This window comes from Vibrio neptunius, assembly GCF_000967495.1.
Lineage (GTDB): Bacteria > Pseudomonadota > Gammaproteobacteria > Enterobacterales > Vibrionaceae > Vibrio > Vibrio neptunius.
The window spans coordinates 19,972-32,649 of record NZ_JXXU01000026.1 but is presented as its reverse complement, the minus strand read 5'-3'; the positions used below and the strand labels follow the sequence as shown (position 1 = coordinate 32,649).

Genomic DNA, 12,678 nt, shown 5'->3' with positions numbered 1-12,678 from the left:
GCACATTAGGGGATATCACATTGGAATTTTTGTTGGACTACGGGCTGTTTTTAGCCAAGATTGTGACTGTTGTAGTCGCAGTGATTGCGATTCTTGTAATAGCCAAAGCCGTAGGGGGGAAGAATGGTGCTGCAAAGGGTGAATTGGAGATCACCAACTTGACGGATCAGCATAAAAACACCGTTGAGCAGCTTGAGCATCACCTGCATGATTCAGCGTTTCTCAAAGCGCGTGATAAGGCAGACAAGAAACAAGAGAAAGAGAAAACAAAAGCCCGTGAAAAAGAAGTCAAGCAGGCTTCAAAAGACGGTGATTTGGACAGCAAGCGTGAGCCTCACCTGTTTGTTCTGGATTTCAAAGGCAGCATTGACGCCAAAGAAGTCGCGTCACTACGCGAAGAAGTGACCGCAATTCTCGCGGTAGCTCGTGAAGGGGACGAAGTACTACTACGCCTAGAGTCTGGTGGTGGTATGGTACATGGCTACGGCTTGGCATCGTCTCAACTTGATCGTATTAAGGCGGCTAAGTTACCACTGACCATTGCAGTAGATAAAGTGGCTGCCAGTGGCGGTTATATGATGGCATGTATTGCTGACAAGATTGTTTCAGCACCATTTGCAATCGTAGGGTCCATCGGCGTGATTGCCCAGCTGCCTAACTTCAATAAAGTGCTCAAAAAGTACAATATTGAGTATGAACAGCTAACAGCGGGCGAATACAAACGTACCTTGACCATGTTTGGCGAGAACACTGATAAAGCACGTGATAAGTTCAAACAAGAACTTGAAGAAACACATGGCTTGTTTAAAGACTTTATTCGCGAGCGTCGCCCTGAACTTGAATTAGATAAAGTGGCCACTGGTGAACACTGGTTTGGCACTCAGGCGCATTCATTGGGTCTGGTTGATGAAATCAAAACCTCTGATGATCTGGTTGTGGAAGCGTGCAAAGATAAAACAGTCTTAGCGATTCACTACGTAGAGAAGAAAAAGCTGACATCTAAGCTGGCAGGCCTGGCAGGTGAAGCGGCTGATAACGTACTGATGAAGCTGATTGATCGTGGTCAGCGCCCTATCGTGTAAGCTGACTTCTTTTGTTTAGTTAAATGAAAAGCCCCTCAACTGAGGGGCTTTGTGTATTGGGTTACTGTGCTTTAGGTTGCGAATGGTTTGGCTTGCGGTTCGCTGGTCTACGACGTTTCTGTCCATTATTGCCAGCATTGTTAGAAGCTTTGCTATTAGAACTGCCGTCCTTACGTTTGCTACCATTATTACTCTTGGAGCCATCACTGTTGGGTTTGTTATGGCCAAAATGACGCTTGTTTTTCCCCGCTGGCTTATGGCCACGAGCATTGTCACCTGAGCGCTGACCATCGGCATGGTCGACTTTTGGCTTCTTAGGCTTTTTCGGTTTCTTAGGTTTGATTGGGCGAGTGTCCAACTTAGACTCTGGTAGCACATTGACCGGTTTATAGCCCTCCAGCTCCAAACGAGGTAATACTTGCTGGATGAGTCGCTCAATACCAAATAGTTCACTGGCTTCTGCGGCTTCAACTAAAGAGATCGCTTTGCCAACTTCACCTGCGCGGCCAGTGCGGCCAATTCTGTGGACATAATCTTCTGCTACGTGTGGCAGTTCGAAGTTGACGACCTGAGGCAGTTGAGGAATGTCGATACCACGTGCGGCAATATCTGTGGCAACTAATACACGCACTTCTCCAGATTTAAAATCAGCCAGTGCCTTGGTGCGCGCGCCTTGGCTTTTGTTACCATGAATAGGCGCCGCCGTAATACCTTGATCATTAAGGTAATGAGAAAGTCGGTTCGCCCCGTGTTTAGTACGGCTGAAGACCAGAACTTGTCTCCAATCGCCGTCTTTGATGAGCTTAACCAGCATCGGGGCTTTTTTACGCTTATCTGCTGGGTAGATAGATTGCTCAATGGTGACTGCAGTGGAGTTCTCAGGGTTAACAGAGACTTCGACCGGATCGTTAACTAGACCTTTGGCTAGTTCGCGAATCTCAGCAGAAAAAGTGGCAGAGAACAGCAGGTTTTGGCGCTTCTCAGGAAGTAGTGCGAGAATTTTACGGATATCGCGAATAAAGCCCATATCCAACATGCGATCCGCTTCATCCAGCACTAAAACTTCCAACTGGGAGAAGTTAATCGCATTCTGCTGGTATAAGTCGAGCAATCGACCTGGAGTTGCGACAAGCACGTCTGTGCCTTTACGCAGCTTCATCATTTGCGGGTTAATCTTCACTCCACCGAATACCACATTCGACGTCAGACGTTGATAACGGCTGTACTTAAACACGTTTTCCTGAACCTGTGCCGCCAATTCACGAGTTGGTGTCAGCACCAGTGCCCTTACATGGTTGCCTTTGACTCGTGTGCCGTTATCTAGTCTCTCTAGAATCGGCAAGGTGAAGCCTGCGGTTTTACCCGTGCCAGTCTGAGCCGCTGCCATGACATCTTTACCGGCTAACACTGCAGGAATGGCTTGCTCCTGAATTGGAGATGGTTTGTCATAACCCTGTTCGTCTATGGCTTTGAGGAGTGGGGCAGAAAGGCCTAAAGCGGTAAAACCCATAAATTGTTCTCTGTTTAAGGTGAGATAAATGCTCAGGCGATAATAGACCGCCAGCAAAAGGGCGCCATTCTGAGGCCTTTGGTCAGGAACATCAATAGAAATTATCGCTGAGAGCGGTTGAGCCTTATCTGAAAGTTTAGCGTCGTGATGAAAAATGCAAGTACTAGACCCGTCAAGGCACCAAACAGATGAGATTCCACCGCCACACGGGCATTGATTAACTCGCTGGTCGATTGTGATGCGCCCATGGTCATTTCCCAACCTACTTTGGCCAGTACACCAATGACAAGTAACCAGCTACCTTTACGACCCTGTAGGGACTCTTGAAGCGCATAATAGGCGAAGATGCCATGCAGCACACCCGAAAGACCGACATAGCTAGTCATACTTGTTGTCAGGTTGAGCATGCCCACGGATAAGCTAGTCACGAACAATACACAGAGTAGAGAAGTTACCTTCGGCTTAAACAGATAAGTGATAACCCACAAGCCGGCCAGATTCATGCCTAAATGAGCAAAGTTGGTATGGGTGAAATTTCCTGTTAGGATTCGCCACCACTGGCCTTCAGAAATAAGTAGATGATGCCAGTATGTCAGGCTGGCTAAAGGCTCGAACTGCACGCCTAGGCAGACTAAGCTGATAGCAATTAACAGAAGAAGTAAACGCACGCTATGTCCCGATATTGTTCTCAATGTGGTAAGTCACTCAAAGCTTGTATTTGTGAGTGGATACAAAGCCTAGCATCGAATGTTGAGCTGGTCATCTTACAGCATCCGACAGAAACAAACAGGCCTATGGGCACTGCGCGTATTCTCAGACTCTCACTGGAGAATAGTTACCTGTTTGAAGGCGAAAATTTTACTCAGCATAGTGAGCTGAATAAGTTGTTGGACGAACAAGGTTGTCAACATTTTGTGCTTTATCCGGGAGAAGTGTCTGTCAGCCATGAAGAGGTGGCGAAAGCCTTCTTCAGAGAAAGCAAAGTGCGGATTATTTTGCTCGATGGCACGTGGAAAAAAGCGTACAAAATGTGGCAACTGTCTGAGAATTTGCAGGCATTACCTCTAGTACGTTTGCCAGAGAACCTACAGGGCAATTACCGTATTCGCAAAGCGCCCAGTGATAACAGCTTGTCTACTGTGGAAGCTGGCTACCATATCCTGACTTTGCTGCAACCAGAGCAAGACTTCACCCCATTACTTGATACGTTCAATAACATGATTGACTTTCAAATCAAGCAGATGCCGCCCGGTGTGTTTGAAAAAAATTACCGGTAATAAACGCAAACTCGTCATTTGAGGTCTAAAATTATTTTCAAGCGCAGCGTTGTACAGTGAATCTTTGTCAGAATATAATGACGCGCAATCGTTTAGTTATGGCGCTTAAGTCATAAACGATGCTTCGTATAATCCCACTGATAAGGTGTGGGAGTCTCTACCTGAAACCGCAAATTTCAGATTACGAAGAGTGAAGTGCATTGCGCTTTTCTCTTTGTATGCCTGTTTATCTTCACAAGAGAAAAGCGTTTGTTGAATACCAATCGAATTGAATGGGGAGACAAGCGTGAACCAAACAGAATTTATTCGTCAGTTACCGAAAGTTGAGTTGCATCTGCATATTGAAGGTTCACTTGAACCTGAGATGATGTTTGAACTCGCATTACGCAATCAAATCGCGCTGCCATTTACCACGCCTGAAGAGGTCAAAGCCGCGTATGAGTTCACTAACCTTCAGTCATTCCTTGATATCTACTATCAAGGCGCCAACGTATTGATTCATGAGCAGGACTTTTACGATTTAACTTGGGCTTATTTACTGCGCTGTAAGGCTGACAATGTTATTCACACCGAGATCTTTTTCGACCCACAGACTCATACTGAGCGCGGTATCGCGTTTGACACTGTGATCAACGGTATTCACCGCGCTTTGCAAGATGCGCAGACGCAGTTGGGTATTAGTAGTCGAGTCATCCTATGTTTTTTACGTCATCTGGATGAAGACAGTGCCTTTGTCACCTTGGAACAAGCATTGGCACATAAAGATAAAATCATTGGTGTAGGTCTGGATTCATCGGAAGTGGGTCACCCGCCAGAGAAGTTTGCTCGTGTTTTTGCCAAAGCACTCGAGGCTGGTTTTCTCACGGTCGCACACGCAGGAGAAGAGGGGCCTGTGGCCAACATTTATAACAGCCTTGAATTATTGAAGGTGTCGCGTATTGACCATGGCGTGCGCTGTGCCGATGATCCGAATCTGGTGGTGTCGCTGGCTCAGTCGCGTATGCCGCTGACGGTTTGCCCACTGTCCAATACTAAACTCAAAGTATTTGAGGAGATGAAGCAACACAATGTTGTCGATTTATTGCGGCAAGGGCTGTGTGTGACGATCAACTCAGATGATCCGGCCTATTTTGGTGGCTACATGAACGACAATTTCCTTGCTGTGGCAGACAGTCATGGGTTGACGCAAGAAGAGTTGGCGCAATTTAGTCGCAATGCGATTGAAGCGAGTTTTATCAGTGACAGTGAGAAGCAACGTCTAATGAGCCAGCTCGATGAATTTGTCGACAGGTGTTAAAAACAAGCGGAGCATAAGCTCCGCTTTCTGTTAATGAGATGAGAACAACTGCTGGTGCAGCCGTTGAGCATGGCCGTCAGTCATTGAAGAAATATAATCTGCAATCACACGATAGCCTTCACTCTCACATGTCGCTTGCTGCCATTCATGACGAATTGGAGTGGGCAGTAATCTTTCAGGATCAGCGCTAAACGCTTCGAAGATATCCATAATGATCTGTTGTCCCTTATACTCGACAACTTGAACATGAGGTACCTGAATCACATACTCACTGACAAAGCGCTTAAGGACCTCCAGCGCCTGGGCCATTTCCGGTTCCAAATAAGCATTAAACGCCAGCAGTTGACTTTCGAAAGGTGCATCAACGGGCTTAACAGAAATACTGGTTAGCAAAGCGTTCACCATACCACCGATGGCGTCTTTGCGCTGATGATGAGTTCCTGAAAAAAGCATATCTGTAATGGAGTCGATATGGGCTTCAAACCAAGGTTCACCACATTCTGAAAGCAAACTCGCCGCACCTTCTATCCACTGATGCCTTGTCACCATGCCAAGCACTACCGCATCTTCGAGATCATGCACTCCATAAGCAATATCATCAGCGAGTTCCATGATAGAACAGTCGATGGATTTAAAGCGGGTCTTTTTATGCTGACGCTCCGTCAATTGTTCATCACGCATTTGGCTGAACAACTGCTTATCTGTCTCACTAAGCGGCTCTAGTACCCAGTCAAATAAGGATTGGTCACAGTCATATAAACCTTTGGCCGGTGCCCATTCTTTTGCTTTAAGCTTCCGCTGGTGAGAGACACTGTCTGGAGTGACATCAGCGCATGTTTTACTGATTAGCGCTGGGTATTTGATCAGGCCAAGCAAAGTTCGTCGCGCCAGGTTCATACCAAAATGTTCGGTATATGGCTCAAGCTTGGTCACGATGCGAAATGTCTGTGCGTTTCCCTCAAATCCGCCATGCTCACGCATCATGTAATTAAGGGCGACTTCACCACCATGCCCATAGGGTGGATGGCCAATATCATGAGCCAAGCAAAGCGAATCGATTAAGCTATCGCTAGGCAAAAGGTCGCGAAATTCTGCCTGTTTCTTCTTTATCTGCGCAACGATCCCCGTTCCTAGCTGAGCCGCTTCGAGAGAGTGGGTCAGTCGAGTGCGGTGAAAATCGTCAAAACTGTTGCCGTGAACCTGAGTTTTTGCCTGCAAACGTCGAAACGCTGCGGAGTGAAGAATTCTCGCTCTGTCACGTTGATAAGGACTGCGGTGATCGTCGCGACGAATCTTATGTTCATCATCGTGACGTTGTTCCCATAGCCGCTTACTGTTTGAACTCATATGAATTTTGGCCTTTAACTGCATGAATAATAGAGCGCTTTAGCGACGGTGCCTAACACCTTGCTAGAGATGCATAGCTTTATTGTGCTTGAGTACGATGCTGAGAGCAAAGCCAAATAAGGTCGTGTTTTCAACCACTCTTGCGCTAGTTTTTTTGTCCCAGCTTTCAAGCATATTTGTCTTTTCTGCGATTATAGTATTGATATTTCCCTCTAAATTATTGGTAAAACTACGATTACTTAAGAAATAAAGCTAACTAATCTCGTCGAGAGATAATTCGAAGCTTGGGGCAAATGTGGTAAGAAAGTAGTTCATTTCAGGGGTTCGCCTCTCTTGCAAAGTGACATCAAGGCGCTTTTTGGCTAGTGCATATTCATGGTTACCTGCACTGAGCTCTTCCAAGCATTTGAGGTAGGCGCAAATAGTATCGGCTTGTTTGACGATCGCTTCATCTTCTGGATACACAGCTTGAGAGACCAGATAAGGCGCAAAATCTTCCTGAAATTCTTCAGGCAGCATTGAAAGCAGTTTTTTTTCCGCTGCGGATTCTATCTTCTTATACTCTTTTGCTATCTCTGGGTTGTAATACTTGACGGGAGTGGGGAGATCCCCAGTGAGTACTTCACTGGTATCGTGGTACATTCCCAGTAAGGCGATGCGTTCAGGGTTGAGGTTACCGCCATATTTTTTGTTTTTAATTAATGCCAGAGCATGGGCGACAAAAGCGACTTGAAGACTGTGCTCTGAGATATTCTCTGTTGACACAGAACGCATCAAGGGCCAGCGCTGAATCAGTTTCATACGAGCAAGATGAGCGAAGAAATGACTTTCTTTAGACTTACTCTCTGTCATGGATCTTCCTCCTAATAAAAAAGAGCACTCTCTGAGTGCTCTTTAAGCATATGAAAGATCGAATCTAATTACTACTGGCTATACGTCGACAGGAAGCGTTCGAAGCGTCCAATCGCCATTTCGAGATCTTCAACATGTGGCAGGGTCACAATGCGGAAGTGATCAGGCTTTGGCCAGTTGAAGCCTGAGCCTTGAACCAACAGCACTTTTTCCTGAATAAGGAAGTCGAGTACCATCTTCTGATCATCTTTGATGTTGTACATTTTAGTGTCGATTTTCGGGAACAGATACATCGCGCCTTTAGGTTTGACGCAGGAAACCCCTGGAATCTGGTTGATCAGTTCAAAAGCCCGGTCACGCTGTTCCAATAAACGACCACCGGGCAGGATCAGTTCGTTAATACTCTGATAACCACCCAGTGCGGTCTGAATGGCATGTTGCATCGGTACATTGGCACACAAGCGCATAGAAGCCAGCATATCCAAGCCATTGACGTACCCTTGAGCGAGATGCTTCGGACCGGTGAGGAACATCCAACCACCACGGAAACCACAGACACGATAGGCTTTTGATAAGCCGTTGAAGGTAACGGTCAAAACATCATCTGAAAGTGTCGCAACAGAGGTGTGTGTGGCACCGTCATAGAGTACTTTATCGTAGATTTCATCGGCGAAGATGATCAACTTGTGCTGACGTGCAATCTCAATCACTTCTAATAAAAAGTCGCGGCTGTAAACTGCACCTGTTGGGTTATTAGGGTTGATGAGGACAATGCCACGAGTATTCGGTGTTATCTTGTTGCGAATATCATCCAGATCTGGATACCAGTCTGCTTGCTCATCACAAAGATAATGCACAGCTTTTCCGCCAGATAGGGCTACAGATGCTGTCCAAAGCGGGTAATCTGGTGCGGGAACCAGCATCTCGTCGCCATTGTTGAGCAAAGCCTGCATCGCCATAACGATAAGTTCCGATGCACCATTACCGATATACACGTCTTCGACATCTAAAGAACGGATGCCTTTACGCTGATAGTGTTGAACGACGGCTTTACGAGCAGAGTAGATGCCTTTCGAGTCACAGTAACCTTGTGAAGTGGGCAGGTTACGGATGACATCAACCAAGATTTCATCTGGGGCGTCAAATCCAAATGGAGCGGGATTACCGATATTCAACTTCAGTATTTTATGCCCCTCTTCCTCCATACGCTTAGCATGTTTGAGTACAGGCCCCCTAATGTCATAGCAGACATTATCGAGTTTTGATGACATCCCGATATTTTGCATTGTGTAAAACCTAAAAGAGATTGTATTTCTTTATTAAAGTACATCAAAAAGGGCTTTGTTAGAATAAAAAACTGAATTATTACGCTTTTTTGTATGCGCTTTGTTCGTTTGCAATCACAGGATTATGCAAAAGATGGGCTACAACCTTGATCTGGGTAAGGTCTATTAATAGAGTAGCGATCTAAAATGAATAAAAATCCCCAGGCATACGAGGCTGATTTGTCACATTTTCATCAAGCCGTTACTGAACTGATCGAACGCGTAAAGGATGCAGAAGACGGCGTAAACCGTCTGGTTCAAGTTCTTGAGGAAAAACCAGATTTTGCATTCATAGATTGGCTGGAGTCCCAGCCGCTGTTTCCAAAGTTTTATTGGCAGTCTCGCGATACCCGTGAAGAAGTGGTGGCATTGGGGCAGTTACATACTTTTGTCGACCCTGCTCCAGCCTACACGATTCTGGCAGATGAACAACGTATCTGGGGTGGACGTTCTTTTGACGGACAGACCGAAAAAAATCGTCGTTGCATGTCTTCTTTTTTCTTCCTACCACAAATCGAGCTAATTCGTTTTGATAACCGCTGGTCATTAGCCGTCAACCTGACAGCCGATAAACATCGTACATTAGCCGGACTCAGTAAACTTAAAATTGAAGTTGGTGCTTTACGGCCAGTCTCCGCGCAGATCAAAAGCATCAGTCACATACCGGAGAAACCGCAATGGTCTGAGCTGGTTGAGAAAGTCCTGACTGGTATTGAAAATAATGACTTTAAGAAAGTGGTACTGGCTCGCCGAACGTCCATCCATATGGACAGCACGGTGAGTGCTGCGCAGCTACTCAAATCAAGTTATCTGCAAAACCACCATAGCTTCCACTTTATGCTCTCTCTGGATAAAAAGCATAGCTTTATAGGTTCTACACCGGAACGTTTGTATGCCAGACAAGGGCAGGAGCTCTACACTGAAGCTTTGGCGGGTACGATAGGTCGAGGCGACAACGCCAGCCACGATATGGAGTTGGCAAACTGGTTATCACAAGACAGCAAAAACCTGAATGAGAACCAATATGTCGTCGATGACATTATTGATCGACTAACGCCTCACTCGGAGCATGTTGAGGTTGAGCAAGAAGCCCGTTTGGTTAGGCTGAGAAAAGTTCAGCATCTTAAACGCAGTATCCATGCACACCTTAAATCGGGCATTAATGGCGTTCAATTGCTGGCGGCATTACAACCGACGGCAGCGGTTGCCGGATTACCACGTAAGGCATCGATGGACTTTATCCAAAACAATGAACCCTTTGCGCGTGGCTGGTATGCCGGCTCGATGGGGTTTATTAGCCATCAGCGTGCGGAGTTTTGTGTGGCGATACGCAGTGCTCTTATTCTTGGTGAAGAGGTGCAATTATTCGCAGGCGCGGGTATTGTTCCGGGTTCTGTGGCGGATAATGAGTGGCAGGAGTTGGATAAGAAAATGTCGACCTTGCTATCACTGATCGCCGATATTCCTCCACTGGGAGTCGCGTCGTAAATGGGTAATCAAAACCAAGCCGTTATCAATCGTATTTGGTGTCAGACCTTGCTTGAAGAGTTATATCGTCTCGGTGTCACTGAGGTGTGTATTGCCCCAGGTTCACGCTCAACGCCATTAACGCTAGAAGCGCAAGAAAATACAAACCTGAATCTTCATACGCATTTTGATGAACGTGGTTTAGGTTTTCTCGCACTTGGTCTAGCAAAAGCGAGCCACAAGCCCGTTGCACTGATTGTGACATCGGGGACAGCGGTAGCAAATCTGCTGCCTTCGATTGCCGAAGCTAAACTGACGGGTGAAAAGCTGGTGGTTCTGACAGCAGACAGACCCATAGAATTGATTGACTGTGGGGCCAATCAGGCGATCCATCAATCTGGGATTTTCTCAACTCATGTCACCTCTAGCCTTGAGTTACCAAGCCCTTCGGACTCCATATCGCTGAAGTGGCTCCTAACTTCCATTGACCAACACATGTTTGAACAAGCTGAGAAAGGTGGAGCTGTTCACATCAATTGCCCGTTTCCTGAGCCTTTGTATGGCTCTGAATCGAAAGGAATATTTCAGGCGTATCTCGATGAAGTAAAATCTTGGTCTCACTCTGACAAGCCTTATAGTTGCAAGGCTCGAACTCAGTCATTGCCCTCTCTTCACTATGCCGATTTATCTGATAAGCCGGGAGTGATGGTCGTTGGCAGTGTCACTCTAGAGGAAACGCAGCAGGCGCAACGGCTGGCGGAAAAACTGGGCTGGCCATGTTTGTGCGATCCTCAATCGGGGATTTCATCGCCTTTCGCACACTATGATCTTTGGTTGCAGAACCCTTCTGCGAAAGAAGTGATGAATCAGGCTCATGTCATTGTACAGTTTGGCTCGCGAATTGTGTCAAAACGGCTCATTCAGTGGATATCTCAGCAAGTTGAATCCAGACAAGCGGGTTATCATTTTGTTTCTTCGTGTGTCGAGCGCAACAACCAAAGCCACTTGCCACAAACTCACCATGTTGTGGAAATAGGGATTTGGATTGAGAGTTGGATGAAAGAGCTTACGGAAGACAAAAGTGCCCATTATGGTTGGGCGGCTGAGTTAGAGCGCTATTCTGAGCGTATAGCAATGTTATCTTCACAATATGAGCAAAATCAGCAGTCAGTGAATGAGGTTGCGCTGGCTAAATCTATCAAAGTATTACCTCAGCAAGCTCAGGTCTTTTTGGCAAACAGTCTGTTTGTGCGGCTGGTGGATATGTTTGGTTCGATGCCAAACCTTGACACCTATAGCAACCGAGGTGCATCAGGGATCGATGGTTTGATTGCGACTCTAACGGGTGTTGTGCGGGCCACTCGTAAGCCCAGTGTATTGTTCATTGGTGATACGTCGGCACTGTACGACCTTAACTCTTTGTCTCTATTGACTCAGGAAAAAACACCGGTTGTTATCGTGGTCATTAATAATAATGGAGGGGCTATCTTTGATTTGCTCCCTGTCCCACAAGCGCAGAAACAATCCCTATATCAGATGCCTCATGGTTATACCTTCGAACATGCTGCGATGCAATTTGGTATTCGATACCAAAAACCAGCCACTCTTGCCGCATACACTGAGTTAGTTGGTCAGCATTTACAACAGGGTGAAGGAGCACTTCTTCTAGAGATACAAACACCGCCTGAACAAGCTTCCTCACACCTGAAAGAGATAACTCAGCGCGTTCATGCTTTATAGCCATCTTTATAACAATACGAGCAATGACAGCTCGACGCCCTTGATTGTTTACCTACATGGTCTATTTGGTAGCAGTGATGATTGGGACCGCTGTGCGCAATTACTTCCCGAATACCCTACTTTATGTATTGACCTTCCTGGTCATGGGATGAGCAAATTGATGCATTGTCGCGATTTTAAAACGTGCTGCGATCAAATATCTGACGTCCTACTTACTCAATTTCCTCACCGACCACCTATAGTGTTAGTGGGTTATTCAATGGGAGCTCGAATTGCGATGGTAGGGCTCACTCAACAGTATTTTTCTGCACACAATATCCAAATGCTTATTTCTGAAGGTGGACATTTTGGATTGTGTAGTGGAGCAGAAAAAACAGCTCGCTTAAACAATGACTCTCGCTGGGCTGAGCGATTTCATCATGAGCCAATTGAACAAGTGTTAGGCGATTGGTATCAGCAGCCGGTATTTAGTTCACTAAACCATGAGCAAAGACAAACACTCATACACAAACGCAGTGCTAACCTAGGGCCATCTGTTGGCAAAATGTTGATGGCAACCTCATTAGCAAAACAAGATTATTTGCTTGAGTCACTCACAGGCTTGAGCATTCCAGTACATTACATTTTTGGTGAAAAAGACAGTAAGTTCAGCCGCTTGGCCGAACAGAGCGGTTTGTCTTATAGCCAGGTAGAGCAAGCGGGGCATAATGTTCACATCGAACAGCCTGAAGCGTTTACCGCTATTGTTAAATCTCAAATTCGCGCATTTCTCTAACAGCGC

The 12,678-nt window shown here is 46.1% G+C and carries 11 protein-coding genes and 1 riboswitch; of the genes, 6 read left to right on the top strand and 5 right to left on the bottom strand.

The genetic code is table 11. The features are described 5' to 3' along the window. Positions 1–20 precede the first annotated feature (20 nt). On the top strand, positions 21–1,082 hold the full coding sequence (sohB, locus tag TW84_RS09835) for a protease SohB (protein ID WP_045975482.1): 1,062 nt from the start codon (positions 21–23) through the stop codon (positions 1,080–1,082). Positions 1,083–1,143: 61 nt separating this feature from the next. Here sohB and TW84_RS09830 read toward each other — a convergent pair whose 3' ends face one another. Together TW84_RS09830 and rrtA are read right to left on the bottom strand one after the other, a co-directional pair. Beyond that, the gene (locus TW84_RS09830) at positions 1,144–2,592 is read right to left on the bottom strand and encodes a DEAD/DEAH box helicase (RefSeq protein WP_045975481.1); all 1,449 of its coding nucleotides are present in this window, start codon (positions 2,590–2,592) and stop codon (positions 1,144–1,146) included. A 101-nt stretch (positions 2,593–2,693) separates the two neighbouring features. Next, a complete protein-coding gene (gene rrtA / locus TW84_RS09825; protein WP_045975480.1) occupies positions 2,694–3,260 on the bottom strand; it encodes a rhombosortase in 567 nt (188 codons plus the stop codon). A 3-nt stretch (positions 3,261–3,263) separates the two neighbouring features. Between rrtA and TW84_RS09820 the strand changes: the two genes are divergently transcribed. Together TW84_RS09820 and TW84_RS09815 are read left to right on the top strand one after the other, a co-directional pair. Further along, positions 3,264–3,869 carry a tRNA-uridine aminocarboxypropyltransferase gene (locus tag TW84_RS09820; RefSeq protein WP_045975479.1) on the top strand — a complete coding sequence of 202 codons (606 nt, stop codon included), beginning with the start codon at positions 3,264–3,266 and terminating at the stop codon, positions 3,867–3,869. Positions 3,870–3,973: 104 nt separating this feature from the next. Continuing rightward, positions 3,974–4,073: riboswitch (purine riboswitch) on the top strand. Positions 4,074–4,155: 82 nt separating this feature from the next. Further along, positions 4,156–5,166 (top strand): adenosine deaminase, encoded by a 1,011-nt coding sequence (locus TW84_RS09815; protein ID WP_045975478.1) that lies wholly within the window; start codon positions 4,156–4,158, stop codon positions 5,164–5,166. Between the two features lie 30 nt (positions 5,167–5,196). Here the strand turns inward: TW84_RS09815 and TW84_RS09810 are convergent, their stop codons facing one another. From TW84_RS09810 to TW84_RS09800, 3 genes are all read right to left on the bottom strand, one after another. Continuing rightward, complete coding sequence (locus TW84_RS09810) at positions 5,197–6,513, bottom strand: anti-phage deoxyguanosine triphosphatase (protein WP_045975506.1); 1,317 nt, start codon at positions 6,511–6,513, stop codon at positions 5,197–5,199. Positions 6,514–6,765: 252 nt separating this feature from the next. After that, entirely contained in the window at positions 6,766–7,365 is a 600-nt protein-coding gene (gene yfbR / locus TW84_RS09805; RefSeq protein ID WP_045975477.1) for a 5'-deoxynucleotidase, read from the bottom strand. Between the two features lie 71 nt (positions 7,366–7,436). Further along, positions 7,437–8,651, bottom strand: coding sequence for a pyridoxal phosphate-dependent aminotransferase (locus TW84_RS09800; RefSeq protein WP_045975476.1), 1,215 nt, complete (start codon positions 8,649–8,651; stop codon positions 7,437–7,439). Between the two features lie 219 nt (positions 8,652–8,870). Here TW84_RS09800 and TW84_RS09795 point away from each other — a divergent pair, with 219 nt between their 5' ends. From TW84_RS09795 to menH, 3 genes are read left to right on the top strand one after another with little or no spacing between them, the layout of a single operon-like run. Further along, positions 8,871–10,178 (top strand): isochorismate synthase, encoded by a 1,308-nt coding sequence (locus TW84_RS09795; RefSeq protein WP_157634027.1) that lies wholly within the window; start codon positions 8,871–8,873, stop codon positions 10,176–10,178. After that, a complete protein-coding gene (gene menD, locus TW84_RS09790) occupies positions 10,179–11,897 on the top strand; it encodes a 2-succinyl-5-enolpyruvyl-6-hydroxy-3-cyclohexene-1-carboxylic-acid synthase (protein ID WP_045975474.1) in 1,719 nt (572 codons plus the stop codon). Then, entirely contained in the window at positions 11,887–12,672 is a 786-nt protein-coding gene (gene menH, locus TW84_RS09785; RefSeq protein ID WP_045975473.1) for a 2-succinyl-6-hydroxy-2,4-cyclohexadiene-1-carboxylate synthase, read from the top strand. Before menD ends, menH begins: the two co-directional genes overlap by 11 nt. The last annotated feature ends 6 nt before the right edge of the window (positions 12,673–12,678 follow it).